A 25,444-nucleotide genomic window follows, 5' to 3' on the forward strand; every position below is an offset into this window, starting at 1 on the left:
ATACACAGTGTTACATAGTCATTAAGTGATGGATTAAAAATTTTTGGTGGTGTTATTCTTAATGGGGCTGTGGGATAGCCTTAAGAAAACACAAACTTTATTTTACAGCATAAAAACATGTTAAGCAAGAACTATTTGAAGTTTTTCTAGAAAAATTTTCTTAGGAATTTCCTTTGAAATTTTACTATGTATTAAACTCCTCATAGTGAACCCCCCACATCGTTAACGCTTTGCTAACTGCGGTAGGTCCTGCCATACTACGATCCTCTGCAGCAATCATTCTAGGAATAGCCTCCGGTTCGTGTTTACCTTCTCCCACTTGTACCAGAGTCCCTATAATGATACGTACCATATGCTGTAAAAATCCACTGCCTGTTATATAAAAGTGTAAAATACCTTGGTCTCTTGTATCAGGACGGGTCATAGAATAATCTACTTCCAAACGTGCCTCATAGATTGTACGGATATGACTTTGCTTTTCGGAATGTTTTGAAGCAAACGTTGTGAAGTCATAAGTGCCAATAAAGTAGGAAAGAGCTTCACGCATTGCTCCAATATTCAGTTTGCCTGGATGATGTAATTGCATATGCCTTAGAAAAACATCTGGATATTGATTAGCGTTAATCGTGTATCGATATGTTTTACGTTTAGCTGAGCGCCGTGAGTGGAAGTCCAAATGAACCTCGCGCGCATTTGTAACAATAATATCTTTGGGCAAGCGACCATTTAAAGCAAGTGGCCAACGTTCTGCTGGAACAGTTGATTCAGTCAAGAAATGAAATACTTGTCCGATCGCATGTACACCCGCATCGGTACGACCTGAGCCATGAATCTTTGGTTTTTCTCCAATGATCGAAGCAATTGCTTTTTCTAAATGATCCTGAATCGTATTTCCGTCTGGTTGGGTCTGAAATCCGTTATATCTTGTTCCATCGTAATTGACAGTCATACAAAGATTCCTCATATATCCTCACCTTTTATACAAAGCAAGGGAGCCCCTAATGGAGCTCCCTCCCTCATTATCCTCAAACACTGCATGTTCCAAACAGAGAAAAAAAGGGTTTTGTCAGAATCTGTTGACCCTGTCCACCCTTTCCTCATCTGCATGTTACGCGCGGTCTACCAATTCAAGATAAACCATAGGTGCAGCATCGCCGCGACGAGGTCCTAATTTAAGAATACGAGTGTATCCACCTGGACGCTCTGCATAGCGAGTTGCTAAATCAGAAAACAATTTTTGGATAGCATCTTGTCCACCATCGAGAGACTCGCGACGAACATAAGCAGCTACTTGACGACGAGCATGAAGATCTCCACGTTTAGAAAGGGTGATCAATTTTTCAGCGATAGAACGAACTTCTTTCGCTTTAGCTTCAGTCGTTTGAATACGCTCATACAAGAACAGGTCAGTTACCAGGTCACGAAACAAAGCTTTACGAGCGCTGGAATTACGACCCAATTTTTGGTATGCCATGTTGTTTTTCCCTCCTTCATTACACTATTAAATGATTAGTCTTCTTGACGAAGTCCTAATCCTAATTCTTCAAGCTTCTCTTGAACTTCCTCAAGCGATTTGCGGCCCAAGTTGCGGACTTTCATCATATCGTCTTCGGATTTCGTAGTTAGCTCTTGTACGGTATTGATACCAGCACGTTTCAAGCAGTTGTAAGAACGTACAGAGAGATCAAGCTCTTCGATAGTCATCTCGAGCACTTTCTCTTTTTTATCTTCCTCTTTTTCGACCATGATTTCAGCATCTTTTGCTTCGTCAGTCAGACCAACAAACAACATCAAATGCTCAGTCAAAATTTTAGCGCCCAGACTAACTGCTTCTTCTGGTCGAATGCTACCATCCGTCCAAATTTCAATAGTTAGCTTGTCATAGTTCGTTACTTGACCTACACGAGTATTTTCCACGCCATAGTTAACGCGGGAAATCGGAGTATAGATAGAATCTACAGGAATGACACCAATTGGTTGATCATCACGTTTATTCTTATCTGCAGCAACATAGCCACGACCACGATTTGCAAAAATACGCATATGAAGTCTAGAACCTGGAGCTAAAGTGGCGATATGAAGATCCGGATTCAGGATTTCAACATCACTGTCTGCACGGATATCTCCTGCAGTGATCGCCCCTTCTCCTTCCGCATCAATCTCCAACACTTTTTCTTCATCAGAGTGGATCTTAAGCGAAAGGGCCTTGAGGTTCAGAATGATTTCTGTAACGTCTTCCATCACACCTTGAACCGTTGAGAACTCATGCAATACACCATCGATTTGAACAGATGTTACTGCTGCTCCCGGAAGAGAAGATAACAAAATTCTACGAAGTGAGTTGCCAAGTGTTGTGCCATAACCACGTTCGAGCGGTTCAATGATGAATTTACCGTAGTTACCTTCATCATTTACATCTACGGTCTCAATTTTCGGCTTTTCGATTTCTATCACTGCAATATCCCTCCTTCAAAACGTCGCTCCTGTGAAACTGTCGCTGAATACTTACAAATAGACATGCAGTAGTATACCCGGTAAATGTATCTTTACCTTTGCCGGGGATTATACTACAAAATAAAGAGACATGCTTCAATTATACGCGGCGACGTTTTGGTGGACGGCATCCGTTATGCGGGATTGGCGTTACATCTTTGATTAGGTTAACTTCAAGACCAGCTGCTTGCAAAGAACGAATTGCTGCTTCGCGTCCAGCTCCTGGACCTTTAACCATAACCTCAACGGCTTTCATACCGTGTTCCATTGCTGCTTTAGCTGCTGTTTCAGCTGCTAATTGCGCTGCGAATGGAGTAGACTTACGAGAACCTCTGAAACCTAAACCGCCTGAGCTAGCCCAAGAGATCGCGTTTCCGTGAGGATCCGTAATTGTAACGATTGTATTATTAAACGTGGAACGGATGTGCGCCACGCCAGATTCAATATTTTTACGGTCACGACGTTTTGTACGTACGACTTTTTTAGCTTTAGCCATTGTGCTTTAACCTCCCTTACTTCTTCTTGTTCGCTACTGTACGACGAGGACCTTTACGTGTACGAGCATTAGTTTTAGTACGTTGTCCACGAACCGGCAATCCACGACGGTGACGAACACCACGGTAACATCCGATTTCGATTAGACGTTTAATGTTAAGAGAGATCTCACGACGAAGATCACCTTCAACTTTAGTACTACCAATTACTTCACGCAATTTTCCTACTTCATCTTCTGTAAGATCGCGGACACGAGTGTTCAGGTCAATACCAGTATCACTCAGAATTTTCTGGGAAGTCGTTTTACCGATTCCGAAAATATATGTCAAGGCGATCTCAACGCGTTTATCACGTGGTAAATCCACGCCAGCTATACGTGCCATTTTACGCTACACCCCCTAGATAATTATCCCTGTTTTTGTTTGTGTTTAGGATTCTCACAAATAACCATTACATTCCCTTTGCGGCGAATGACTTTGCATTTTTCGCAGATGGGTTTTACAGAAGGTCTTACCTTCATGCTAATTACCTCCTCAAGTTTTACGTTCGTAAAACTTACTTGTAATCATTGTATCTGCTGACAAGCAATGATTTCATAAACATCTATTATAACATAGATTAGTGTTAAAGTGTCTATTTGCGGTAAGTTATACGACCTTTTGTCAAATCATAAGGTGACAATTGTACAACTACTTTATCTCCAGTCAGAATACGGATAAAGTGCATCCGTAGCTTTCCAGAAACATGAGCGAGAATCTGATGACCATTCTCTAATTCAACTTTGAACGTTGCATTCGGCAAGGGTTCAAGAACCACGCCTTCTACCTCAATAACATCTTCCTTGGCCACAGTCAGTCTCCTTTCTGTTCAACACTGTTTTCGGCAGATTCCAAGAACTTGGTAACTGCATAACGCAATTTCCCGTTCGTGACCCGACCGCTTTCTTGCAAACTGTTTACTACTTCGCTGCTGATCACCGGCATTAGCTCCAGATGAAGCAGATTCTTCTTCTTCGGCTGGTCAAACTTTCGTTTGTTCCCGTCGGCGATATAAACAAACTTCTCATCCGGTATTGCAATGATAACAGCAGGTTGAGGAGCTCCTTGACCTTTTAACACTTTCACAATTTGACCGACCTGCGGGTTCATTGTTGTTTTCACAAGAATCACCTACGCATTTAGTTTAGTTTTGTGAAAATCTCCATACCGTCCGGTGTAACCGCAACTGTATGTTCAAAATGGGCACATAATGAGCCATCAACAGTAACTACTGTCCATTTGTCTTCAAGCGTTTTGACATGTTGCGTGCCGGCATTTACCATCGGCTCGATTGCCAGAACCATTCCCGGCTTCAGCCTCGGTCCGCGATCCTCAACTCCATAATTAGGAATTTGAGGTGCTTCGTGCAGCTTCGTTCCGATACCATGTCCTACGTATTCACGCACAACAGACATACCGGCATCTTCAATAAAACGCTGTATCGCATGCGATATTGTAAACAAGCGTACATCTGGCTTGACCAGTTCAAGTCCTGCATACAAAGAACCTTCAGTTACTTCCAAAAGTTTTTTTGCATCATCAGAAATCTGTCCTACCGGATATGTCCATGCAGAATCTCCATGATAACCGCGGTACTCAGCTCCAATATCAAGTGTAACGATGTCGCCTTCTTGCAATTTGCGTTTATTCGGGAATCCATGAACTAATTGCTCATTAACCGAAGCACAAATGCTGGCAGGAAAACCATTGTATCCTTTGAATGACGGTAAGGCATTTTGACTGCGAATATAACGGTCTGCAATCTGATCAAGGTGTTCGGTCGTAATACCTGGCTCGATCGCTTGCTTGATTAGACGATGCGTCTCAGCTACAATTCGCCCTGCTTCCCGCATAAAGCCTAGTTCTGTTTCGGATTTGCAAATGATCATTCTGCCTAACCTCTTAGTAATGAAACAATATCCTTAGATACTGCATCAATACTTTGATCGCCATCAATCTCTCTCAACAGCTTTTGATCACCGTAGTAAGCAATAAGAGGCGCTTCTGTTTTCGTATGATACTCATTCAGACGCGTTCCTACACTTTCTTCGTTATCATCAGCACGTTGATAAAGTTCACCACCATCAAGATCACATACGCCTTCTTGCTTCGGCGGATTGAATTCAATATGGTAAGTAGCTCCACAAGTCTTGCAAATACGTCGTCCGGTAATCCGAACAAGCAATTTGTTGAGATCTACTTTTAAATTGATCACGTGGTCCAGCTTACGCTCCATTGCTGCCAGCATTTTATCCAGTGCTTCAGCTTGAGCTAAAGTTCTTGGAAAACCGTCAAGCAAGAAACCTTTTTTACAATCGGGCTGAGCAAGACGCTCTTCCACGATTCCGTTCGTTACGTCATCCGGTACAAGTAAACCTTGATCTATGAATTCTTTGGCTTTTACTCCAATAGGAGTTTCCTGTTTGATCGCTAGACGAAATGCATCGCCTGTAGAAATGTGAGGAATACCTAGCTCTTTCACAATCACAGCTGCTTGTGTTCCTTTTCCTGCTCCCGGAGGCCCCATGAATATGATGTTCACGTAATGTCACTCCCCCTAAGACTAATGCTGCAAGAACAGCACGAAAGGCGCCGGTTGTGAACAAGCATGACTTATTCCAGCCGGAACCTGCCGTCTATTTATTGATAAAACCTTTGTAATGGCGTTTAATGAGCTGGCTTTCGATCGTTTTCATCGTGTCAAGGGCAACCCCAATAACGATAAGAAGCGATGTACCACCGATTTGCACAGATTGTGGCAAACCTGAAATAGCTCCTAAGAATACTGGTAGTACCGAGATAACCGCCAGGAATAATGATCCTGTCATGGTCAAACGAGTCATAACACGAGTCAAATAAGTAGCCGTTGGCTTACCTGGACGAACACCCGGGATATATCCACCATTCTTTTTCATATTATCGGCCATTTGCGTAGGATTCATTTGCACAAATGTATAGAAGAAAGTAAAACCTATGATCATTATAACATATAGCACCATACCAAGCGGTTTGTCATACCACAAATTCTGAGTAATCCATTTCGCCCAGAGATGAGTAGACCAGAAGCTTGCTATAATAATCGGAAATTGTAGCAATGAAACGGCAAAGATAACAGGGATAACACCCGCTGAGTTAACTTTCAACGGAATATGTGTATTCTGTCCACCATACATTTTGTTACCTACAACGCGTTTTGCATATTGTACTGGAATTTTACGAATACCCTGTTGGATAAAGATAACTCCGACAACAATGAAAATCACGACAATAACAACAATGGCTAACTTCGCAACATTAAAGAACGTCTGACCTTGTTGCAGGAAATCCGATTGAACCATATCACGGATATGCTGTGGAATAGCTGCAACAATACCAGCGAAGATGATGATCGAAATACCGTTACCGATTCCTTTTTCAGTGATTTGTTCCCCGAGCCACATCAAGAATGATGTACCCGCCGTCAACACGATTGCAATAATGATGTAATCTACCGCAGTAGCATTAGGAATCATTTCTGCATTGTATAAACGGTTGAAACCAATCGATGTACCAAAGGCTTGGATCAGACCCAGAATAACAGTACCATACCGGGTAATCTGTGCCAGTTTCTTTTTACCGTGTTCCCCTTGTTTGGCCCATTCCGCAAATTTCGGAATGACATCCATCGATAATAACTGAACTATAATGGATGCAGTGATATACGGCATGATCCCAAGGGCAAAAATGGAGAAATGCCCCAAAGCTCCCCCTGAGAAAGTATTTAGAAGACCGAATAGTTCTTTACCTTGAGCGTTAGCAGACTGGAAAACACTTTTGTCTACACCCGGAACCGGTACAAACGCACCGATACGGTAGACAATGAGCACCAGCAAGGTAAAGATAATCCGATTTCTAAGATCCTCAACCCGCCATATATTCTTTAGGGTCTTGAACATTAGATCACCTCGGTTTTACCGCCGGCAGCCTCGATTTTCTCTACCGCAGATTGAGAGAACTTATTCGCTTTTACAGTCAATTTCACAGTGATGTCGCCATTACCAAGAATTTTAATTCCGCTTCTTGCATTTTTAACGATTCCCTGTTCCATCAAGAACGTAGGAGTTACTTCTGTATCAGCAGCAAAGCTGTTTAAATCTTCGATGTTTACGAGTGCATATTCTTTACGAGTAGGGTTAACAAATCCGCGTTTAGGCAAACGACGATACAATGGATTTTGTCCGCCTTCAAATCCTGGACGAACTCCTCCGCCTGAACGAGAGTTTTGTCCTTTGTGACCACGACCCGATGTTTTACCAGTACCACTACTTGGACCGCGACCTACACGTTTGCGTTCCTTGCGTGAACCTGGGCTTGGTGAAAGCTCATGCAATTTCATCGTTCGTTGCACCTCCTTATTGATAGTAGGTTAATTTTTTAAAAATTAACCTTCGATTTCTTTTACAGATACTAAATGTTGCACTTGTTTGATCATACCGCGCATAGCAGCATTATCGTTTTGAACTACTGAGTGGTTCAGTTTACGTAGTCCTAGTGTTTTAACAGTAGTACGTTGTTTCTCTGAACGACCGATCACGCTACGGACGAGGGTAATTTCCAATTTAGCCATGAGGTTCCCTCCTTAACCGAGCAACTCTTCGATAGATTTTCCACGAAGTTTAGCCACGTCTTCAGCACGTTTCAAACGAGACAAGCCTTCTAACGTTGCGTTAACCATGTTCATGGAATTCGAAGAACCCAGAGATTTAGTCAAGATATTGCCTACACCAGCAAGTTCTAGTACAGCACGAACTGGTCCACCAGCAATAACTCCAGTACCTTCGGATGCTGGTTTCAACAATACACGTCCTGCTCCGAATTTACCTGTAACAAGGTGAGGAATTGTTGTTCCAACGATCGGAACATGAATCAAGTTTTTCTTAGCATCTTCGATGCCTTTACGGATAGCGTCAGGTACTTCACCGGCTTTACCGATACCAGCGCCTACCCAACCATTACCATCGCCCACTACTACAAGTGCGCTAAAGCTGAAACGACGTCCACCCTTAACTACTTTAGCTACACGATTAATGTTTACAACTCTTTCAGTCAGCTCTAAAGTGTTTGGATCAATACGCAAGTCGTTAACCTCCTTTTTACAATGTTTTAGAATTGAAGACCAGCTTCACGAGCTGCATCTGCCAAGGCTTGAATCCGTCCGTGATACAAGTAGCCTCCGCGATCAAATACAACAGCTGTGTGCCCTTTTTCAGATGCACGTTTTGCAACCAGTTCGCCAACTTTAGTAGCAGCTTCTACGCTACCGCCGTTTTTAATATCTGCAAGTTCTTTATCAAGAGTCGAAGCGGAAACCAAAGTTACACCCGCTACGTCATCGATCAATTGAGCGTAGATATGTTTAGCAGAACGGAATACGTTCAAACGTGGACGTTGAGAAGTACCAGTGATGTTCTTACGAACACGTAGGTGTCTTTTCAGACGTGCTTTATTTTTATCTGCTTTTGTAATCATGACTGTACATTTCACTCCTTTCACGTTGCCTTCACAGGCTCACTTCAACACGCATAAGGTAAAGGAACGTATTCCTTTATCTTATTTTTTCTTACCAGCTTTACCTTCTTTACGAAGAATACGCTCGCCTTCATACTTGATACCTTTACCTTTATATGGTTCTGGTTCACGTACGGAACGGATTTTTGCAGCGTAAGCTCCTACGCGCTCTTTATCGATTCCATTAACGATGATTTTCGTATTTGTAGGCACATCGAACTCGATGCCTGGTTCAGGAGAAATTTCTACTGGATGAGAGTAACCCACGTTTAGAACAATTTTGTCGCCAGATTTGCTTGCGCGGTATCCAACACCAACTAGTTCTAGGGATTTGGAGAAACCTGTAGTTACTCCACTCACCATGTTACTTACTACACTACGAGTAGTGCCGTGCAGGGAACGATGAGTCTTATTATCAGAAGGACGTTCGATTGTGATCGTGTTCTCTTCGATATTTACTTTCATATCTTTATGAATCTCACGGGAAAGCGTACCTTTCGGTCCTTTAACCGTAATTTGAGTATTATCCAAGTTGATTTCAACACCACTTGGTACTTCGATTGGTTTGCGACCAATACGAGACATAGAGTTGCACCTCCTTATTATATGACGTTAATTACCAAACGTAGCAAACAACTTCGCCGCCGCTTTTCGATTGACGAGCTTCTTTATCAGTTACTACCCCTTTAGAAGTAGAGATGATAGCGATTCCCAGTCCACCTAGTACGCGAGGGATTTCATTGCTTTTCGTGTAAACACGAAGTCCTGGTTTACTGATACGTTTCAAACCAGTAATTACACGTTCGTTATTTTGACCGTATTTCAAGAAAATACGGATAATTCCTTGTTTGTTATCCTCAACAACTTCAGCATCACGAATGAAACCTTCACGTTTTAGGATATCAGCGATTTGCTTCTTCATCGTAGAAGCAGGAACTTCAACTGTTTCGTGACGCACAACGTTGGCGTTACGAATACGAGTAAGCATATCAGCAATTGGATCTGACATAGTCATGTGTGTAAACCTCCTTCCCCTTAATCAAATGTTTACCAGCTTGCTTTTTTCACACCAGGGATCTGGCCTTTATGAGCCAATTCACGGAAGCAAATTCTGCAAATTTTGAACTTTTGCAATACCGAGTGTGGACGACCACAACGTTCGCAACGTGTGTATGCACGTACTTTGAACTTCGGAGTGCGTTGTTGTTTAACTTTCATTGAAGTTTTAGCCACTTAGCCTGACACCTCCTAATATTTTCGGAGAACTAGGGTTTATATCCGAACCCTGTACATTTCAATAATTATTTTACGAAAGGCATTCCCAATTGGGTAAGCAATTCGCGAGACTCTTCGTCAGTTTTAGCAGTCGTTACGATAACGATGTCCATACCGCGAACTTTGTCTACTTTATCATACTCGATTTCTGGGAAGATCAATTGCTCTTTCAAACCCAGTGTATAGTTACCACGTCCGTCAAATGCTTTGGAAGAAACACCGCGGAAGTCACGTACACGTGGAAGTGTGATGTTGAACAATTTATCTAAGAAATAGTACATACGATCGCCACGAAGTGTTACTTTAACACCGATAGGCATGTTTTCACGAAGCTTAAATCCAGCGATAGATTTTTTAGCACGTGTGATAACTGGTTTTTGACCAGAAATCAATTGAAGATCGTTAACAGCAGAATCCAATACTTTGGAGTTCGATACTGCTTCACCTACACCCATGTTGATAACAACTTTTTCAACTTTCGGTACTTGCATAACCGTTGTATAGTTGAATTTTTGTACCAAAGCCGGGGAGATCTCATTCAAGTAAAGCTCTTTCATTCTTGTTGCCATTTTGGAAGGTCCTCCTTTCCGTAACAATTAGTATTAGTCGATTGTTTCACCGGAGCGTTTAGCTACGCGAACTTTTTTGCCGTTATCCAATGTTTTGTAACCGATACGGGTTACTTTTTTTCCGTCCTTAGGATCAACGTGCATTACGTTCGAAACGTGGATCGGCGCTTCTTGCTCAACACGTCCTCCTTGCGGATTCAGTTGAGTTGGTTTTTGGTGTTTGGTGATCATATTCACGCCTTCAACCAACACGCGGTTTTCACGAGGATACGCTGCGATAACGCGACCTTTTTTACCTTTGTCTTTACCGCTGATTACAAGAACCGTATCATCTTTTTTCACGTGTAGTTTGTGGTTGTGAGATTCCAACACTTTTTTCACTTTCGCCATTTGTGTACACCTCCTATAACTCACTTCAGGCCATAGCCTTTATATCTTACAATCGTTTAGATAACTTCCGGAGCCAAAGAAACGATTTTCATGAAGTCTTTATCACGCAATTCACGAGCAACTGGTCCAAAGATACGAGTACCACGAGGGCCTCTGTCATCTTTAACGACTACTGCTGCATTCTCATCAAATGCGATGTAAGATCCGTCTTTACGACGAACGGAACTCTTTGTACGAACGATTACCGCTCTTACAACATCACCCTTTTTGACAACGCCGCCTGGTGTTGCTTGTTTTACAGAACAAACGATCAAATCGCCGATTGCAGCTGTACGACGTCCAGTACCACCTAGTACGCGGATACACATAAGTTCTTTTGCGCCAGAGTTATCGGCTACAGCCAAACGTGTAAATGGTTGAATCATTGTTAGTTCCTCCTTCCAGACAGGTTAGCATCATTCATCAAATGATGATTGCTTCTTCTACAACTTCCACTAATCTCCAGTTTTTATCTTTAGATAATGGACGTGTCTCCATGATTTTAACAACATCACCAATTTTAGCAGTGTTATTTTCATCATGAGCCTTGAATTTTTTCGTATATTTAATACGTTTGTGATACAAGTCATGCTTTTTATAAGTTTCTACAGCAACAACGATGGTTTTATCCATTTTATCACTGACCACTTTGCCTACTTGTACTTTACGGGCATTGCGTTCGCTCATAGTTAATCTCCTTCCTAGCTGATAGCATTTAAGCTCTCAAATATTGGATTACGATGTGATTCCAAGTTCTCTTTCACGAACTACTGTTTTAGCACGTGCAATTTGTTTACGCACAGCACTGATACGAGTAGGGTTATCCAATTGACCGGTAGCAAGTTGAAAGCGCAGGTTAAAGAGTTCCTCTTTAAAACCAGCAATCTTTTGCTCGATTTCAGCAGTGGTAAGGTTGCGCAATTCATTAGCTTTCATTTGCTTCACCACCCAATTCTTCACGTTTCACAAACTTAGTTTTTACAGGCAACTTGTGAGAAGCAAGACGCATAGCTTCACGCGCGATCTCTTCAGAAACACCTGCAAGTTCAAACATAATTTTACCTGGTTTAACAACGGCAACCCATTTTTCTACGTTACCTTTACCACTACCCATACGAACCTCAAGAGGTTTTTGAGTGATTGGCTTGTCCGGGAAAATTTTGATCCATACTTTACCACCACGTTTGATATAACGAGTCATAGCAATACGAGCAGCTTCGATTTGACGGTTAGTGATCCAAGAAGGCTCAGTAGCTTGCAAACCGAATTCTCCGAAGTTCAATTCAGTACCGCCTTTAGCGCGACCTGACATGCTTCCGCGTTGTTGTTTACGGTGTTTTACACGTTTTGGTACCAACATGATTAGTTGCCTCCTTCCTGAGCAGCTTGTTTCTTAGCCGTAGGAAGAACCTCTCCACGATAAATCCATACTTTTACGCCAATACGACCATAAGTAGTATGCGCTTCTGCTGTACCATAGTCAATATCGGCACGAAGCGTATGAAGTGGAACAGTTCCTTCGCTGTAGCCTTCAGAACGGGCAATTTCAGCACCGCCAAGACGTCCGCTAACTGCTGTTTTAATTCCTTTAGCGCCTGAACGCATAGTTCTTTGAATTGCTTGTTTCAATGCACGACGGAAAGAAACACGACGTTCCAATTGTTGTGCAATACTTTCTGCAACTAGAATTGCATCAAGCTCTTGATTTTTAATTTCAGAAATGTTGATATGAACTTTTTTACCACCAGCAATTTTAGTTACTTGTGTACGAAGAACTTCAACTTCTGAACCACCGCGTCCGATAACCATACCAGGTTTAGCTGTATGGATCGTCACGTTCACACGATTAGCCGCTCTCTCGATTTCGATATGAGAGACAGCAGACTCTTTAAGTTTGGTTTTAAGGTATTCACGGATTTTAACGTCTTCGATAAGAAGATCGCCAAAGTCTTTACCAGCATACCATTTAGATTCCCAATCACGGATAATACCTACACGTAATCCGACGGGATTTACTTTTTGGCCCACACGTTTTCCCTCCTTCTATCTTATTTTTCAGCTACCACCAAAGAAATATGGCTGGTGCGTTTGTTAATTTTACTTGCACGTCCCATTGCACGAGGGCGGAAACGTTTCAGTGTTGGTCCTTGGTTAACGTAAACCTGGGAAATTACCAAGTTGTTAACATCAAAAGTCAACTCTTTTTCTGAGCTAATAAACTCAGCGTTGGCAATTGCGGAGTTAAGAAGCTTCTCAACAATTGGGGATGCGGATTTCGGCGTATGACGCAGAATTGCGATCGCTTCTCCAACTTGCTTACCGCGGATCAAGTCAACTACTAATTGAACTTTACGCGGAGCGATGCGTACAAACTTTGCGTGTGCTTTCGCTTGCATTGCGTGACCTCCTCTCTTACTTTAAATCCTTATATATTAACGTCTTGTTTTTCTGTCGTCATTAGCATGACCTTTGTACGTACGAGTTGGTGCGAACTCACCAAGCTTGTGTCCGACCATATCTTCCGTTACATATACCGGTACATGTTTGCGACCATCATAAACAGCGAATGTATGTCCGATAAATTGTGGGAAAATCGTCGAGCGACGGGACCAAGTTTTGATTACGACTTTTTTATCGTCTTCGTTCAATACTTCTACTTTTTTAAGCAAGTACCCGTCCACGAAAGGACCTTTTTTAAGACTACGGCTCATAGGTTGAATCCTCCCTTCATCTTTTCGTCACTTCACACTTTACAAGCATTCAAGCACAAATCTTACTTCGTGCGGCGGCGAATGATGTATTGATCGGAAGCCTTACCTTTTTTACGAGTTTTGTATCCAAGAGTAGGTTTACCCCATGGAGACATTGGAGATTTACGTCCGATTGGAGCTTTACCTTCACCACCACCGTGTGGGTGATCATTAGGGTTCATTACTACGCCTCGAACTTGTGGACGTTTGCCCAACCAGCGATTACGACCGGCTTTACCGATTTTAATCAATTCATGATCTTCATTACCAACAGATCCGATTGTAGCACGACATACTTTAAGTACGCGACGTACTTCACCAGAAGAAAGGCGAATGGAGACATATTTTTCTTCTTTACCAAGTAATTGAGCTTCCGTACCAGCTGCGCGAACAAGCTGACCACCTTTACCTGGTTTTAATTCGATATTGTGAATAACTGTACCAACTGGAATGTTTTCCAATGGAAGGCAGTTACCGATTTTGATATCAGATCCTACGCCAGAGAAAATTTGATCTCCAACTTTTAATCCTTTAGGAGCGATAATGTAACGTTTCTCTCCATCAGCATAGTGGATCAGAGCAATGTTAGAAGTACGGTTTGGATCGTACTCGATTGTAGCAACGTTACCTGGTATTCCATCTTTAGTACGTTTGAAGTCGATGATACGGTATTTACGTTTGTGTCCGCCGCCGTGGTGACGAACTGTAATTTTACCTTGGTTGTTGCGGCCTGCTCTTTTGAAAAGAGGAGCCAACAACGATTTCTCCGGTTGGTTCGTTGTAATCTCTTCGAATGTAGAAACACTCATGTTACGACGAGCCGGGGATGTCGGTTTGTACTTTTTAATTGGCACTGTTTATTCCTCCTTACTCTACAGATTCAAAAAACTCAAGCGGTTTACTTTCTGGAGCCAAAGTCACGATAGCTTTCTTCCATTCGGAAGTGTAGCCGGAATGACGTCCATAACGTTTCGGTTTAGCAGGCATGCGAAGAGTGTTTACTTTAGACACTTTCACTTTGAAAATTTCTTCAATTGCCTTTTTAACTTCCGTTTTATTAGAACGAATGTCTACTTCGAAAGCATATTTCAGTTCACTCATGTACTCGGCAGTGCGCTCAGTAATTACCGGACGCTTAATAATATCACGAGGATCTTTCATTACGCGAACACCTCCTCTACCTTGTGAACTGCATCCTTAGTAAGGATCAGCTTATCGTACGTAAGTACGTCTAGAACATTAACGCCGTCAGCTGCAACGAATTTAACACCTGGGATATTACGAGCAGATAGTGCAACATTATCATCATAACTAGGAGTTACGATCAATACTTTGCGATCTACTTTCAGGTTGTTCAAAATTGCTGCGAACTCTTTTGTTTTCGGTGCGCTAAAGCTTAGTGCATCCAAAACGATGATTTCGTTAGCTACTACTTTAGAAGATAAAGCAGATTTGATCGCTAAACGACGAACTTTTTTAGGCAGTTTGTAAGCATAGCTGCGTGGAGTCGGTCCAAATACTACGCCGCCGCCTTTCCATTGTGGAGAACGAGTAGAACCTTGACGCGCGCGTCCTGTTCCTTTTTGTTTCCATGGTTTACGTCCACCACCACGAACTTCAGAGCGTCCTTTTACTTTGTGATTACCTTGACGAAGGGAAGCACGTTGCATAATGACTGCATCATGAAGCACATGAGTGTTAGGTTCGATACCGAATACGGAATCACTCAATTCAACTTCGCCAACTTGGCTACCGTCGATACTATAAAGTGCTACTTTTGGCATTTCCTGTTCCTCCTTTCTTGATTGGTTATTTTTTAACCGTTTCTCTTACTTTTACATAACTATTTTTAGCACCAGGGATAGAGCCTTTAACGAGAATTACGTTACGTTCAGCATCTACTCTGATAACTTCGAGGCGTTGGATCGTTACTGTATCATGACCCATGTGACCTGGCAGACGTTTACCTTTCGGTACACGGTTCGCTTGGATAGAACCCATTGAACCTGGTCTGCGATGATAACGGGAACCGTGAGACATTGGTCCGCGGCTTTGGCCCCAACGTTTAATAACGCCGGCAAAACCTTTACCTTTAGAAATACCCGTTACGTCAACGAACTCACCTTGAGCAAACAAGTCTGCTTTGAGTTCCTGGCCAACCTCGACATTAGCGAGGTCAACACCGCGAATTTCGCGAACGTAGCGCTTAGGCACAGTATTCGCTTTAGTAGCGTGTCCTGCTTCCGGTTTGTTAGATCTGCTTGCTTTTTTATCAGCAAAACCGATTTGTACCGCTTCGTATCCGTCATTTTCCAGGTCTTTCTTCTGCAGAACCACACATGGTCCAGCTTCGATAACCGTTACAGGAATTACGTTACCTTCCGCGGTAAAGACTTGAGTCATACCCAGTTTTCTTCCTAAGATACCTTTCATGTTGACACCTCTTTTCATTTTACGTGTTACCACATCTATGTGGATTATAATTTAATTTCGATATCTACGCCAGACGGTAAGTCCAAACGCATCAATGCATCCACAGTTTGTGGAGTTGGGTTAACAATATCGATCAAACGTTTATGTGTACGTTGCTCGAATTGCTCACGAGAATCCTTGTATTTATGAACCGCACGAAGAACAGTGATAATCTGTTTTTCAGTAGGAAGCGGAATTGGTCCAGATACTCCTGCGCCAGAACGTTTAGCTGTTTCAACGATTTTCTCTGCGGATTGATCAAGAATTCTATGATCGTATGCTTTCAAACGAATACGAATTTTTTGCTTTGCCATTTTTAGTCCCTCCTTCTATCGCCCAATTTGGTATCGGACATACTCAGTGAAAATTTTCCGGCATACCGTCCATGGCAAAGGAGCCGGGTGTGTCGGTAACCTCTCACGTCATCGCAACGTCTCAGAACAACATTTATTATTGTATATGATAACAAACAGTTATGCAAGTCTTTTTTGAAACATTTACACAAAAAAATAAGACCTGTCTCCCTTATAAGGAAACAGGCCTCATTTGGTCTTTCGTTTACAGTACAATGTTACTTCGTTATAGTACAATGTTGCTTATATTAAAATCTTCAAATCATTTCTGATTCACAATGAAGATTTAATTATTTTTGGATAGATGCTACAGCGCCAGCGCCTACTGTACGTCCACCTTCGCGAATAGCGAAACGTGTACCTTCTTCAATCGCGATTGGATTGATTAGGGATACAGTAACAGTGATGTTATCACCAGGCATAACCATTTCAGTACCTTCTGGTAAAGAAATAACGCCAGTTACGTCAGTTGTACGGAAGTAGAACTGTGGACGGTAACCAGTGAAGAAAGGTTTGTGACGTCCGCCTTCTTCTTTAGTCAAAACGTATACTTGAGCAGTGAACTCAGTATGAGGTTTAACAGTACCTGGTTTAGAAAGTACTTGACCACGTTCGATTTGGCTACGCTCTACACCACGCAACAATGCGCCGATGTTGTCGCCCGCTTGTGCGGAATCCAACAATTTACGGAACATCTCTACGCCTGTAACAACGGATTTTTTAGTTTCTTCATGGATACCAACGATTTCGATCTCTTCGCCGACTTTAACAGTACCACGCTCTACACGACCAGTTGCAACTGTACCACGACCAGTGATCGAGAATACATCCTCAACAGGCATCAAGAAAGGTTTGTCAGTGTCGCGCTCTGGATCTGGAATGTAAGTATCGATTTCTTCGAACATTTCAACGATTTTTTTAGCCCATTCGCCATCAGGGTTAGCCAATGCTTCACGAGCAGATCCACGAGTGATTGGAGTATCGTCACCAGGGAACTCATATTCGTTAAGAAGGTCGCGTACTTCCATTTCAACCAATTCCAAAAGCTCTTCGTCTTCAACCATGTCGCATTTGTTTAAGAATACAACGATGTAAGGTACGCCTACTTGACGAGACAACAAGATGTGCTCGCGAGTTTGTGGCATAGGACCGTCAGCTGCAGATACAACCAAGATCGCTCCGTCCATTTGTGCAGCACCAGTGATCATGTTTTTAACGTAATCGGCGTGACCTGGGCAGTCAACGTGTGCATAGTGACGGTTAGGTGTTTCGTACTCAACGTGTGCAGTTGAGATTGTGATACCGCGTTCGCGCTCTTCTGGAGCTTTATCGATTTGATCAAATGCTACAGCAGCACCACCGTAAGTTTTAGACAATACAGTTGTGATTGCAGCAGTCAAAGTTGTTTTACCATGATCGACGTGACCAATAGTTCCGATGTTAACGTGCGTTTTATTACGTTCAAATTTAGCCTTTGCCATGTTAAACGTTGCCTCCTTGAAGGTAGAGTTGTTTATATTTTAGTTTGAAATGTACAGAGAGCAGTCATGCTACTTCCTGTACATCCCAGAAGTGAAAACGGATTAAGAACTTAGCCGTTTGCTTTGGAGCTAATTTCGTCAGCGATGCTCTTAGGTACTTCTTCATAATGAGAAAGTTCCATTGAGAACACACCGCGACCTTGTGTACCAGAACGAAGTGTTGTGGAATATCCAAACATTTCAGATAAAGGTACTTTTGCACGAATGATTTGAGTACCACCGCGTGAATCCATACCTTCGATACGGCCACGACGAGAGTTCAACATACCCATAACATCACCCATGTATTCTTCAGGTACTGTTACTTCAACTTTCATGAGTGGCTCAAGCAATACAGGACGACATTTGTCTTTTGCAGCTTTAAGCGCCATAGATCCGGCAATTTTAAATGCCATCTCATTGGAATCGACATCATGATAAGATCCGTCCACTACAGTAGCTTTTACGTCTACTAGTGGGAAACCAGCAAGAACACCGTTCTTCATAGCTTCTTCAATACCTTGTAGTGCAGGACCAATGTATTCTCTTGGTACTGAACCACCGACAACTTTACTTTCGAACTGACTACCAGTACCTGCTTCAAGAGGTTCGAACTCAACCCATACATGACCGTATTGACCACGACCACCGGATTGACGAACAAATTTACCCTCGACGCGAGCTGGTTGACGGAATGTTTCACGATAAGCAACCTGAGGTTTACCTACGTTAGTGTCCACTTTGAATTCGCGACGCATACGGTCAACGATGATTTCAAGGTGAAGCTCACCCATACCCGCCAAGATTGTTTGGCCAGTTTCTTCATCCGTATGAGCACGAAGAGTTGGATCTTCTTCAGTCAATTTGGACAAAGCAATACCCATTTTATCTTGGTCAGCTTTTGTTTTTGGTTCAACTGCGAGTTCGATAACTGGATCAGGGAAGTTCATTGATTCCAAGATAACAGTTTCTTTCTCATCACACAGTGTATCACCTGTACCTGTATCTTTCAAACCAACAGCTGCCGCGATATCACCGGAGAAAACTTCGCTGATCTCTTGACGAGCGTTAGCATGCATTTGCAGGATACGACCAATACGTTCGCGTTTGCCTTTAGTAGCATTAAGAACGTAAGAACCGGATTGCAATACGCCAGAATATACGCGGAAGAACGTAAGTTTACCCACGTAAGGGTCTGTCATAATTTTGAACGCTAGTGCAGAGAATGGCTCTTCATCCGAAGAATGACGAACTGCCTCTGTGCCGTCTTCGTGCAAACCTTTAATTGCCGGTACATCCGTAGGAGCCGGAAGGTAGTCGATAACAGCATCCAACATAGGTTGAACACCTTTATTGCGGTAAGAAGAACCACAGATTACAGGGAAGATTTTAACGTCACAAACACCTTTACGTAGAGCAGCCTTAATCTCAGCGACTGTTGGCTCTTCTCCTTCAAGGTATTTCATCATTAGATCTTCGTCTAGTTCTGCAACTCTTTCGATCAAGTCAGCACGCAGTTCTTCAACTGTTGCTTTAAGATCTTCTGGAATTTCGATAGATACTGGATCGCGTCCAAGATCATCTTGATATTCGATAGCTGTTTGCTCGATGATATCGATAATACCAACGAAGTCATTCTCTGCGCCGATCGGCAATTGAATCGCTACTGCGTTCGCTTGCAGACGTTCACGCATGTCTTTAACAACGTTAAGGTAGTCAGCACCAATAATATCCATTTTATTAACATATGCTATACGAGGTACACCATAACGATCTGCTTGTCTCCAAACAGTCTCGGATTGTGGTTCTACACCCTCTTTTGCACTAAATACGCCTACTGCTCCGTCCAATACACGCAGGGAACGTTCAACTTCAACTGTAAAGTCAACGTGACCTGGAGTATCAATGATATTAACGCGGTAGCCTCTCCACTGAGCCGTAGTAGCTGCGGACGTAATAGTGATCCCGCGCTCTTGCTCTTGTTCCATCCAGTCCATTGTAGCAGCGCCTTCGTGAACTTCACCGATTTTGTGCGTACGGCCTGTATAGAACAAGATACGTTCTGTAGTGGTAGTTTTACCAGCATCGATATGAGCCATGATACCAATATTACGTGTATTTTCTAAGGAGAACTCTCTTTTTGCCATGAATGGGTGCTCCCTTCAAAAATATCAATTTTTGAAATAAAGGCTTTAATCCTACCAGCGGTAGTGAGCGAATGCTTTATTCGCTTCAGCCATTTTGTGTGTATCTTCGCGTTTTTTCACTGCTGCGCCTGTATTGTTAGAAGCATCAATGATTTCAGCTGCTAAACGTTCTTCCATTGTTTTTTCTCCGCGGCTACGTGAATAGTTCACTAACCAACGAAGTCCCAATGTAGTACGTCTTTCAGGTTTAACTTCGATCGGAACTTGATAGTTAGCGCCACCTACACGGCGAGCTTTAACTTCGAGAACTGGCATGATGTTCTTAATTGCCGCCTCAAATACTTCCATAGGATCGTTACCTGTACGTTCTTGAATCAATTTAAAAGAATTGTAAAGGATGCTTTGAGCAACCCCACGCTTTCCGTCGACCATAATGCGGTTGATCAAACGTGTAACCAACTTGCTGTTATACATAGGATCTGGCAATACGTCTCTTTTCATTACTGGACCTTTTCTTGGCATGGTTATCCCCCTTTCTTAGATATGCAGCGCAGTGGTCTGCGCTAACGAATTATTTTTTCTCTTTCGGACGTTTTGTACCGTATTTTGAACGTGATTGCATACGATTGTTTACGCCTGCTGTATCCAAAGCACCACGAACGATATGATAACGAACCCCTGGTAAATCTTTAACCCGTCCACCGCGGATAAGTACCACGCTGTGTTCTTGAAGGTTATGACCGATACCTGGAATGTAAGCAGTAACCTCGATACGGTTCGTTAAACGAACACGAGCATACTTACGAAGTGCGGAGTTCGGTTTTTTTGGAGTCATAGTACCTACACGAGTACATACACCACGTTTTTGTGGAGCGCTAATGTTCGTCTCTTGACGTTTCAAAGCATTGTACCCTTTTTGAAGTGCAGGTGATTTTGATTTCTCAATTTTTGCTTGACGTCCTTTACGGACTAATTGATTAATAGTTGGCATTGTGTTGCCACCCCCTTCCCATATTTGTAGTTCCAATATAAACCATATATTAAGTCCACAGACCCAGGTGGTTCATAAAAGAACAAATGAAAAGCCTTTGCCTGCCACTCACGACCAGCAAAAACATTCCTGATTGCATTATTTAAGGACAACGGCCATAGCAGTTCCCACTTCGATTCCGCAAGCTTTGCCCAATTCTTTCATTGTATCCACATAAGTGATTTTAACAGAATGAGTCGAGCATAATTGAACGATTTTCGAGATGAGATGATTTTCCGCATCCTGCGCAACATAGACTTCTTCAGCTTGACCCGTCTCGACCATCCGCATAGTTTGCTTCGTGCCTACTTTGATCCGGGCATCCTTTAATCCTTTGTCATTAGTCATCTTCCGATTTCCTCCAAAAGATCAGGGATCAGCACTCTATTCACGCACCTTTGCTATAGTACCATTAGCTAAAGGATACTGTCAATAGATAACTATAATTCTATTTGATAAATAATTGTTATATTGTCTTATCCCACTCATTAAATCGTAGCTAAAACTGAATAATATAATCATTATTCAGTTTAGCCACGTATGAATGAGCAATATAACTTTATAGTTACTTCTTTAATTAATCAACAGTTACTGTTTCCAGACCTTCTTGTTTTGGTTCAAGTTTGTCTGCATCCTCAAATTGAACGCTACGGTAACGATTCATTCCTGTACCAGCTGGAATTAACTTACCGATAATAACATTCTCTTTAAGTCCAAGTAATTTATCGACTTTACCTTTGATTGCTGCATCAGTAAGGACACGAGTTGTCTCCTGGAAGGATGCCGCAGACAAGAAGGAATCAGTTTCCAGAGATGCTTTGGTAATACCAAGCAATACTGGTTTAGCAACAGCTGGCTCTTTGTCAGCCATGATTGCTACTCTGTTTGCATTCTCGTATTCGTACATATCAACAAATGAACCTGGCAACAATGTTGTTTCACCAGCATCGATGATACGGATTTTACGTAACATCTGTCTGATCATAACTTCAACGTGCTTATCATTGATTTCTACACCCTGGTTACGATATACACGTTGTACTTCTTGCAGGATATAGTTTTGTACGCCACGGATACCTTTGATACGTAGCATTTCTTTAGGGTCAATCGAACCATCTGTTAGTTCATCCCCAGCTTCGATTTCCATACCTTCTTTAACTCTTAGGCGGGAACCGTAAGTAACAGGGTAAACTTTAGTTTCCGCTTCACCTTCAACCTCGATTTCGCGACGGTCTTTAGCTTCACGAATTTCTTTAACAATACCGTCAATTTCACTGATGATTGCTTGACCTTTAGGATTACGCGCTTCGAAAAGCTCTTGAATACGCGGCAAACCTTGAGTAATATCGTCTCCTGCAACACCACCGGTATGGAACGTACGCATTGTAAGCTGTGTTCCTGGTTCACCGATAGATTGTGCTGCAATAATACCAACTGCTTCACCAATCTCAACGTGTTTACCAGTAGCAAGGTTACGACCGTAACATGTTTTACATACTCCGTGTTTTGCACGACAACTAAGCACTGAACGGATTTGAAGTTTTTCAACTCCAGCTTCAACGATTGCTTCAGCTTTATCCGAATCAAGTAATTCGTTACGACGAGCAAGAATCTCACCTGTTTGTGGATGGCGAACAGTTTCGAAGCAATAGCGACCTTCTAAACGATCGTATAGATCTTCAATAACTTCTTTACCATCTTGAATACGGCTTACAGTGAAACCTTTATCGGTTCCGCAATCTTCTTCACGTACGATTACATCTTGTGCTACGTCAACTAGACGACGAGTTAGGTAACCTGAGTCAGCGGTACGAAGTGCTGTATCCGCCAAACCTTTACGCGCTCCGTGAGTAGAAAGGAAGTACTCTAGTACTGTCAGACCTTCACGGAAGTTCGATTTGATAGGAAGTTCGATAATACGACCGGATGGATTCGCCATCAGACCGCGCATACCACCAAGCTGAGTGATCTGCGATTTGTTACCACGAGCTTTGGAGTCAACCATAAGCATAATAGAGTTATAGCGATCCATTGATTTCATAAGAACTTCTGTAATATCGTCCTTCGTACGAGACCAGATCTCAATAACACGATCATAACGCTCTTCATTCGTAATCAAACCACGACGGTATTGATTCGTAATAACAGCAACTTTTTTATCAGACTCATCCAAAATTCCTTGTTTTTCAACAGGAACAATAACGTCAGATACACCAACAGTGATACCTGCACGCGTAGAATAAGTGAATCCAAGTTGCTTGATTTTATCCAAAATCATAGATGTTAATGTTGTATGGTAAATTTCAAAACAACGAGCGATAATTGAACCCAAATACTCTTTACCGATAGCGCCTGTTTGAGGAACACTACTGATAAATTCACGGATATTTACGCCTTTATCATAGATAAAGTAATGATCCGGTGTACCTTGGAACAAGTTACGACGTGTTGGCTCATTGATGTACGGGAATGATTCAGGGAAAATCTCGTTAAAGATAATTCGTCCGATAGTTGTTACCATCATTCCTGTTTGTTGCTTCTCTGTAAAGCTTGTTTTGTTCAAAGCTTTAACAGGGATTGCTACACGAGCATGCAATGAAGCTACACCACGTTGATAACCAGATACTGCTTCATTTACTGTACGCAGGATCATACCAGAACCTTTAGCTTCATCGTTATCCATTGTTAGATAGAATGAGCCCAAGACCATATCCTGTGAAGGAGTAACAACTGGTTTACCATCTTTAGGGTTCAAAATGTTACCAGATGCAAGCATCAAGATGCGTGCTTCGGCTTGCGCTTCAGCAGACAATGGTACGTGAACCGCCATTTGGTCACCATCAAAGTCAGCATTATATGCTGTACATACAAGTGGGTGAAGACGAATAGCGCGTCCTTCAACCAAAATAGGTTCAAATGCTTGAATACCAAGTCTATGCAGCGTAGGTGCGCGGTTTAGAAGAACTGGATGTTCTTTGATTACTTCTTCTAGTACATCCCATACTTCTGGACTTACACGTTCTACTTTGCGTTTTGCACTCTTGATATTATGAGCAAGACCTTTGTTAACCAATTCTTTCATAACGAAAGGTTTGAATAACTCTAGTGCCATCTCTTTTGGAAGACCACATTGGTACATTTTCAGGTAAGGACCTACAACGATAACCGAACGACCAGAATAATCGACACGTTTACCTAGTAAGTTCTGACGGAAACGTCCTTGTTTACCTTTTAGCATATGGCTAAGAGATTTCAATGGACGGTTACCTGGTCCTGTTACTGGACGACCACGACGACCATTATCAATAAGAGCATCGACAGCTTCTTGAAGCATACGTTTCTCATTTTGTACGATAATGTCAGGCGCGCCTAGATCCAATAAACGTTTAAGACGGTTATTACGGTTAATTACACGACGATACAAATCATTCAAGTCAGACGTCGCAAAACGTCCACCATCCAACTGTACCATCGGACGAAGTTCTGGAGGGATAACTGGCAATACATCCATGATCATCCAATCAGGGAAGTTACCAGAGTTACGGAATGCTTCGATAACTTCAAGGCGTTTGATCGCACGATTACGACGTTGACCTTGAGCGGTACGCAGCTCTTCACGTAAAAATTCTAGTTCTTTATCGATATCAAGGTCTTGAAGCAATCTTTTAATCGCTTCTGCACCCATACCTGCATGGAAACCATGACCGTATTTTTCACGGTAGCTACGGTATTCTTTTTCAGATAAAAGTTGTTTTTTCTCCAGTGGAGTCTCACCTGGATCAGTAACAACATAAGATGCGAAGTAAATTACTTCTTCCAAAGAACGTGGAGACATATCAAGTGCTAGACCCATACGGCTTGGAATACCTTTGAAATACCAAATGTGAGATACAGGAGCAGCAAGCTCAATGTGTCCCATACGTTCGCGACGTACTTTAGCGCGTGTTACTTCAACGCCGCAACGATCACAGACTACGCCTTTGTAACGTACACGTTTGTATTTACCGCAGTGGCATTCCCAGTCTTTGGTTGGTCCAAAAATACGTTCACAGAACAACCCGTCTTTCTCTGGTTTAAGCGTACGATAGTTGATTGTCTCCGGTTTTTTAACTTCTCCGCGGGACCAAGAACGAATTTTGTCTGGGGAAGCTAGCCCAATTTTCATAAATTCGAAATTGTTAACGTCTATCAAAAGACACCCCTCCTAAGGCCAAATCCTGTTTATTGTCATTCTTATCAAAAGCTGTATAAATCCCAAAACATGATCTCACCAATAAGGGATAGACCGGGATAAATCTCCGGTCTACCTTCATTGTTAGATCACAT

Annotated in this window: 38 protein-coding genes; all 38 read right to left on the bottom strand. The window is 42.3% G+C overall.

Annotated elements, in window-relative coordinates; translation table 11 throughout:
• Positions 1–184 precede the first annotated feature (184 nt).
• The 38 genes from truA to rpoC all read right to left on the bottom strand — a co-directional run bounded on the left by truA (position 185) and on the right by rpoC (position 25,310).
• Entirely contained in the window at positions 185–964 is a 780-nt protein-coding gene (gene truA, locus QE450_RS16260; RefSeq protein ID WP_307300610.1) for a tRNA pseudouridine(38-40) synthase TruA, read from the bottom strand.
• Between the two features lie 144 nt (positions 965–1,108).
• Positions 1,109–1,474, bottom strand: a complete 366-nt coding sequence (rplQ, locus tag QE450_RS16265; RefSeq protein WP_069328375.1) for a 50S ribosomal protein L17 — start codon at positions 1,472–1,474, stop codon at positions 1,109–1,111.
• Between the two features lie 35 nt (positions 1,475–1,509).
• On the bottom strand, positions 1,510–2,454 hold the full coding sequence (locus tag QE450_RS16270) for a DNA-directed RNA polymerase subunit alpha (protein ID WP_069328374.1): 945 nt from the start codon (positions 2,452–2,454) through the stop codon (positions 1,510–1,512).
• 139 nt (positions 2,455–2,593) lie between these two features.
• A complete protein-coding gene (gene rpsK / locus QE450_RS16275) occupies positions 2,594–2,989 on the bottom strand; it encodes a 30S ribosomal protein S11 (RefSeq protein WP_017815387.1) in 396 nt (131 codons plus the stop codon).
• Positions 2,990–3,005: 16 nt separating this feature from the next.
• Positions 3,006–3,371 (bottom strand): 30S ribosomal protein S13, encoded by a 366-nt coding sequence (gene rpsM, locus QE450_RS16280; RefSeq protein ID WP_069328373.1) that lies wholly within the window; start codon positions 3,369–3,371, stop codon positions 3,006–3,008.
• A 23-nt stretch (positions 3,372–3,394) separates the two neighbouring features.
• Positions 3,395–3,508, bottom strand: a complete 114-nt coding sequence (gene rpmJ / locus QE450_RS16285; RefSeq protein WP_003333770.1) for a 50S ribosomal protein L36 — start codon at positions 3,506–3,508, stop codon at positions 3,395–3,397.
• 113 nt (positions 3,509–3,621) lie between these two features.
• A complete protein-coding gene (gene infA / locus QE450_RS16290; protein ID WP_017815385.1) occupies positions 3,622–3,837 on the bottom strand; it encodes a translation initiation factor IF-1 in 216 nt (71 codons plus the stop codon).
• Between the two features lie 2 nt (positions 3,838–3,839).
• Positions 3,840–4,136 (bottom strand): KOW domain-containing RNA-binding protein, encoded by a 297-nt coding sequence (locus tag QE450_RS16295; protein WP_204827282.1) that lies wholly within the window; start codon positions 4,134–4,136, stop codon positions 3,840–3,842.
• A 29-nt stretch (positions 4,137–4,165) separates the two neighbouring features.
• Entirely contained in the window at positions 4,166–4,915 is a 750-nt protein-coding gene (gene map, locus QE450_RS16300; RefSeq protein WP_307300616.1) for a type I methionyl aminopeptidase, read from the bottom strand.
• Positions 4,916–4,920: 5 nt separating this feature from the next.
• Positions 4,921–5,568: an adenylate kinase gene (locus tag QE450_RS16305; protein ID WP_274171830.1), complete on the bottom strand. Its 648-nt coding sequence runs from the start codon at positions 5,566–5,568 to the stop codon at positions 4,921–4,923.
• A 94-nt stretch (positions 5,569–5,662) separates the two neighbouring features.
• Positions 5,663–6,961 (bottom strand): preprotein translocase subunit SecY, encoded by a 1,299-nt coding sequence (secY, locus tag QE450_RS16310; protein WP_204827272.1) that lies wholly within the window; start codon positions 6,959–6,961, stop codon positions 5,663–5,665.
• On the bottom strand, positions 6,961–7,401 hold the full coding sequence (gene rplO / locus QE450_RS16315; RefSeq protein ID WP_069328369.1) for a 50S ribosomal protein L15: 441 nt from the start codon (positions 7,399–7,401) through the stop codon (positions 6,961–6,963). The genes secY and rplO overlap by 1 nt, the downstream gene beginning before the upstream one ends.
• Before the next feature lie 45 nt (positions 7,402–7,446).
• Complete coding sequence (gene rpmD / locus QE450_RS16320) at positions 7,447–7,632, bottom strand: 50S ribosomal protein L30 (RefSeq protein WP_204827271.1); 186 nt, start codon at positions 7,630–7,632, stop codon at positions 7,447–7,449.
• A 12-nt stretch (positions 7,633–7,644) separates the two neighbouring features.
• On the bottom strand, positions 7,645–8,142 hold the full coding sequence (rpsE, locus tag QE450_RS16325) for a 30S ribosomal protein S5 (protein WP_069328367.1): 498 nt from the start codon (positions 8,140–8,142) through the stop codon (positions 7,645–7,647).
• A 26-nt stretch (positions 8,143–8,168) separates the two neighbouring features.
• Positions 8,169–8,534: a 50S ribosomal protein L18 gene (gene rplR, locus QE450_RS16330; protein WP_204827270.1), complete on the bottom strand. Its 366-nt coding sequence runs from the start codon at positions 8,532–8,534 to the stop codon at positions 8,169–8,171.
• An 81-nt stretch (positions 8,535–8,615) separates the two neighbouring features.
• Positions 8,616–9,158: a 50S ribosomal protein L6 gene (rplF, locus tag QE450_RS16335; protein WP_273613661.1), complete on the bottom strand. Its 543-nt coding sequence runs from the start codon at positions 9,156–9,158 to the stop codon at positions 8,616–8,618.
• Positions 9,159–9,189: 31 nt separating this feature from the next.
• Positions 9,190–9,588 (bottom strand): 30S ribosomal protein S8, encoded by a 399-nt coding sequence (gene rpsH, locus QE450_RS16340; protein WP_069328364.1) that lies wholly within the window; start codon positions 9,586–9,588, stop codon positions 9,190–9,192.
• Between the two features lie 32 nt (positions 9,589–9,620).
• Complete coding sequence (locus QE450_RS16345; RefSeq protein ID WP_037291562.1) at positions 9,621–9,806, bottom strand: type Z 30S ribosomal protein S14; 186 nt, start codon at positions 9,804–9,806, stop codon at positions 9,621–9,623.
• Positions 9,807–9,874: 68 nt separating this feature from the next.
• Complete coding sequence (gene rplE / locus QE450_RS16350) at positions 9,875–10,417, bottom strand: 50S ribosomal protein L5 (protein ID WP_204827268.1); 543 nt, start codon at positions 10,415–10,417, stop codon at positions 9,875–9,877.
• A 33-nt stretch (positions 10,418–10,450) separates the two neighbouring features.
• Positions 10,451–10,807, bottom strand: a complete 357-nt coding sequence (rplX, locus tag QE450_RS16355) for a 50S ribosomal protein L24 (RefSeq protein ID WP_069328362.1) — start codon at positions 10,805–10,807, stop codon at positions 10,451–10,453.
• A 56-nt stretch (positions 10,808–10,863) separates the two neighbouring features.
• The gene (rplN, locus tag QE450_RS16360; RefSeq protein WP_069328361.1) at positions 10,864–11,232 is read right to left on the bottom strand and encodes a 50S ribosomal protein L14; all 369 of its coding nucleotides are present in this window, start codon (positions 11,230–11,232) and stop codon (positions 10,864–10,866) included.
• Positions 11,233–11,269: 37 nt separating this feature from the next.
• Positions 11,270–11,533 (bottom strand): 30S ribosomal protein S17, encoded by a 264-nt coding sequence (rpsQ, locus tag QE450_RS16365; protein ID WP_017815371.1) that lies wholly within the window; start codon positions 11,531–11,533, stop codon positions 11,270–11,272.
• A 48-nt stretch (positions 11,534–11,581) separates the two neighbouring features.
• Entirely contained in the window at positions 11,582–11,782 is a 201-nt protein-coding gene (gene rpmC, locus QE450_RS16370; protein ID WP_017815370.1) for a 50S ribosomal protein L29, read from the bottom strand.
• On the bottom strand, positions 11,772–12,206 hold the full coding sequence (gene rplP, locus QE450_RS16375) for a 50S ribosomal protein L16 (RefSeq protein WP_069328360.1): 435 nt from the start codon (positions 12,204–12,206) through the stop codon (positions 11,772–11,774). Before rplP ends, rpmC begins: the two co-directional genes overlap by 11 nt.
• A 2-nt stretch (positions 12,207–12,208) precedes the next feature.
• Positions 12,209–12,874 carry a 30S ribosomal protein S3 gene (gene rpsC, locus QE450_RS16380; protein ID WP_069328359.1) on the bottom strand — a complete coding sequence of 222 codons (666 nt, stop codon included), beginning with the start codon at positions 12,872–12,874 and terminating at the stop codon, positions 12,209–12,211.
• A gap of 20 nt (positions 12,875–12,894) precedes the next feature.
• Entirely contained in the window at positions 12,895–13,242 is a 348-nt protein-coding gene (rplV, locus tag QE450_RS16385; RefSeq protein WP_069328358.1) for a 50S ribosomal protein L22, read from the bottom strand.
• Positions 13,243–13,278: 36 nt separating this feature from the next.
• Positions 13,279–13,557 (bottom strand): 30S ribosomal protein S19, encoded by a 279-nt coding sequence (gene rpsS / locus QE450_RS16390; protein ID WP_069328357.1) that lies wholly within the window; start codon positions 13,555–13,557, stop codon positions 13,279–13,281.
• A gap of 62 nt (positions 13,558–13,619) precedes the next feature.
• A complete protein-coding gene (gene rplB, locus QE450_RS16395) occupies positions 13,620–14,450 on the bottom strand; it encodes a 50S ribosomal protein L2 (RefSeq protein ID WP_069328356.1) in 831 nt (276 codons plus the stop codon).
• Positions 14,451–14,463: 13 nt separating this feature from the next.
• Complete coding sequence (rplW, locus tag QE450_RS16400; protein ID WP_069328355.1) at positions 14,464–14,757, bottom strand: 50S ribosomal protein L23; 294 nt, start codon at positions 14,755–14,757, stop codon at positions 14,464–14,466.
• Positions 14,757–15,380 carry a 50S ribosomal protein L4 gene (gene rplD / locus QE450_RS16405; protein ID WP_273613662.1) on the bottom strand — a complete coding sequence of 208 codons (624 nt, stop codon included), beginning with the start codon at positions 15,378–15,380 and terminating at the stop codon, positions 14,757–14,759. Before rplD ends, rplW begins: the two co-directional genes overlap by 1 nt.
• Before the next feature lie 25 nt (positions 15,381–15,405).
• A complete protein-coding gene (gene rplC, locus QE450_RS16410; protein ID WP_069328353.1) occupies positions 15,406–16,029 on the bottom strand; it encodes a 50S ribosomal protein L3 in 624 nt (207 codons plus the stop codon).
• A 44-nt stretch (positions 16,030–16,073) separates the two neighbouring features.
• Entirely contained in the window at positions 16,074–16,382 is a 309-nt protein-coding gene (gene rpsJ / locus QE450_RS16415; RefSeq protein ID WP_028609655.1) for a 30S ribosomal protein S10, read from the bottom strand.
• A gap of 329 nt (positions 16,383–16,711) precedes the next feature.
• Positions 16,712–17,902, bottom strand: coding sequence for an elongation factor Tu (gene tuf, locus QE450_RS16420; protein WP_204827267.1), 1,191 nt, complete (start codon positions 17,900–17,902; stop codon positions 16,712–16,714).
• 110 nt (positions 17,903–18,012) lie between these two features.
• Positions 18,013–20,088: an elongation factor G gene (fusA, locus tag QE450_RS16425; protein WP_273613663.1), complete on the bottom strand. Its 2,076-nt coding sequence runs from the start codon at positions 20,086–20,088 to the stop codon at positions 18,013–18,015.
• A gap of 51 nt (positions 20,089–20,139) precedes the next feature.
• Positions 20,140–20,610, bottom strand: a complete 471-nt coding sequence (gene rpsG, locus QE450_RS16430; RefSeq protein WP_069328350.1) for a 30S ribosomal protein S7 — start codon at positions 20,608–20,610, stop codon at positions 20,140–20,142.
• Between the two features lie 49 nt (positions 20,611–20,659).
• On the bottom strand, positions 20,660–21,079 hold the full coding sequence (rpsL, locus tag QE450_RS16435) for a 30S ribosomal protein S12 (protein WP_069328349.1): 420 nt from the start codon (positions 21,077–21,079) through the stop codon (positions 20,660–20,662).
• Between the two features lie 138 nt (positions 21,080–21,217).
• Positions 21,218–21,466, bottom strand: coding sequence for a ribosomal L7Ae/L30e/S12e/Gadd45 family protein (locus QE450_RS16440; RefSeq protein WP_069328348.1), 249 nt, complete (start codon positions 21,464–21,466; stop codon positions 21,218–21,220).
• A 229-nt stretch (positions 21,467–21,695) separates the two neighbouring features.
• Complete coding sequence (rpoC, locus tag QE450_RS16445; protein ID WP_204827264.1) at positions 21,696–25,310, bottom strand: DNA-directed RNA polymerase subunit beta'; 3,615 nt, start codon at positions 25,308–25,310, stop codon at positions 21,696–21,698.
• Between the last annotated feature and the right edge of the window lie 134 nt (positions 25,311–25,444).

This window comes from Paenibacillus sp. SORGH_AS_0306 (genome assembly GCF_030819345.1).
GTDB lineage: Bacteria > Bacillota > Bacilli > Paenibacillales > Paenibacillaceae > Saccharibacillus > Saccharibacillus kyungheensis.

Bases quoted from the DNA above. Each gene is read 5' to 3' on its own strand.
- rpsM (WP_069328373.1), bottom strand. From the start codon at position 3,371: ATGGCACGTATAGCTGGCGTGGATTTACCACGTGATAAACGCGTTGAG.
- tuf (WP_204827267.1), bottom strand. From the start codon at position 17,902: ATGGCAAAGGCTAAATTTGAACGTAATAAAACGCACGTTAACATCGGA.
- rplP (WP_069328360.1), bottom strand. From the start codon at position 12,206: ATGTTGGTACCAAAACGTGTAAAACACCGTAAACAACAACGCGGAAGC.
- secY (WP_204827272.1), bottom strand. From the start codon at position 6,961: ATGTTCAAGACCCTAAAGAATATATGGCGGGTTGAGGATCTTAGAAAT.
- rplR (WP_204827270.1), bottom strand. From the start codon at position 8,534: ATGATTACAAAAGCAGATAAAAATAAAGCACGTCTGAAAAGACACCTA.
- rplD (WP_273613662.1), bottom strand. From the start codon at position 15,380: ATGCCAAAAGTAGCACTTTATAGTATCGACGGTAGCCAAGTTGGCGAA.
- rplX (WP_069328362.1), bottom strand. From the start codon at position 10,807: ATGGCGAAAGTGAAAAAAGTGTTGGAATCTCACAACCACAAACTACAC.
- map (WP_307300616.1), bottom strand. From the start codon at position 4,915: ATGATCATTTGCAAATCCGAAACAGAACTAGGCTTTATGCGGGAAGCA.
- rpsS (WP_069328357.1), bottom strand. From the start codon at position 13,557: ATGAGCCGTAGTCTTAAAAAAGGTCCTTTCGTGGACGGGTACTTGCTT.
- rplO (WP_069328369.1), bottom strand. From the start codon at position 7,401: ATGAAATTGCATGAGCTTTCACCAAGCCCAGGTTCACGCAAGGAACGC.
- rplV (WP_069328358.1), bottom strand. From the start codon at position 13,242: ATGCAAGCGAAAGCACACGCAAAGTTTGTACGCATCGCTCCGCGTAAA.
- rplN (WP_069328361.1), bottom strand. From the start codon at position 11,232: ATGATTCAACCATTTACACGTTTGGCTGTAGCCGATAACTCTGGCGCA.
- rpsJ (WP_028609655.1), bottom strand. From the start codon at position 16,382: ATGGCAAAGCAAAAAATTCGTATTCGTTTGAAAGCATACGATCATAGA.
- rplQ (WP_069328375.1), bottom strand. From the start codon at position 1,474: ATGGCATACCAAAAATTGGGTCGTAATTCCAGCGCTCGTAAAGCTTTG.
- rpsL (WP_069328349.1), bottom strand. From the start codon at position 21,079: ATGCCAACTATTAATCAATTAGTCCGTAAAGGACGTCAAGCAAAAATT.
- QE450_RS16440 (WP_069328348.1), bottom strand. From the start codon at position 21,466: ATGACTAATGACAAAGGATTAAAGGATGCCCGGATCAAAGTAGGCACG.
- QE450_RS16295 (WP_204827282.1), bottom strand. From the start codon at position 4,136: ATGAACCCGCAGGTCGGTCAAATTGTGAAAGTGTTAAAAGGTCAAGGA.
- rplW (WP_069328355.1), bottom strand. From the start codon at position 14,757: ATGAAAGATCCTCGTGATATTATTAAGCGTCCGGTAATTACTGAGCGC.
- rpmD (WP_204827271.1), bottom strand. From the start codon at position 7,632: ATGGCTAAATTGGAAATTACCCTCGTCCGTAGCGTGATCGGTCGTTCA.
- rpsK (WP_017815387.1), bottom strand. From the start codon at position 2,989: ATGGCTAAAGCTAAAAAAGTCGTACGTACAAAACGTCGTGACCGTAAA.
- rpmJ (WP_003333770.1), bottom strand. From the start codon at position 3,508: ATGAAGGTAAGACCTTCTGTAAAACCCATCTGCGAAAAATGCAAAGTC.
- rpsQ (WP_017815371.1), bottom strand. From the start codon at position 11,533: ATGAGCGAACGCAATGCCCGTAAAGTACAAGTAGGCAAAGTGGTCAGT.
- rpsH (WP_069328364.1), bottom strand. From the start codon at position 9,588: ATGACTATGTCAGATCCAATTGCTGATATGCTTACTCGTATTCGTAAC.
- rplE (WP_204827268.1), bottom strand. From the start codon at position 10,417: ATGGCAACAAGAATGAAAGAGCTTTACTTGAATGAGATCTCCCCGGCT.
- truA (WP_307300610.1), bottom strand. From the start codon at position 964: ATGAGGAATCTTTGTATGACTGTCAATTACGATGGAACAAGATATAAC.
- rplF (WP_273613661.1), bottom strand. From the start codon at position 9,158: ATGTCTCGTATTGGTCGCAAACCAATCGAAGTACCAAGTGGTGTTGAA.
- rplC (WP_069328353.1), bottom strand. From the start codon at position 16,029: ATGAAAGGTATCTTAGGAAGAAAACTGGGTATGACTCAAGTCTTTACC.
- fusA (WP_273613663.1), bottom strand. From the start codon at position 20,088: ATGGCAAAAAGAGAGTTCTCCTTAGAAAATACACGTAATATTGGTATC.
- rpsG (WP_069328350.1), bottom strand. From the start codon at position 20,610: ATGCCAAGAAAAGGTCCAGTAATGAAAAGAGACGTATTGCCAGATCCT.
- rpmC (WP_017815370.1), bottom strand. From the start codon at position 11,782: ATGAAAGCTAATGAATTGCGCAACCTTACCACTGCTGAAATCGAGCAA.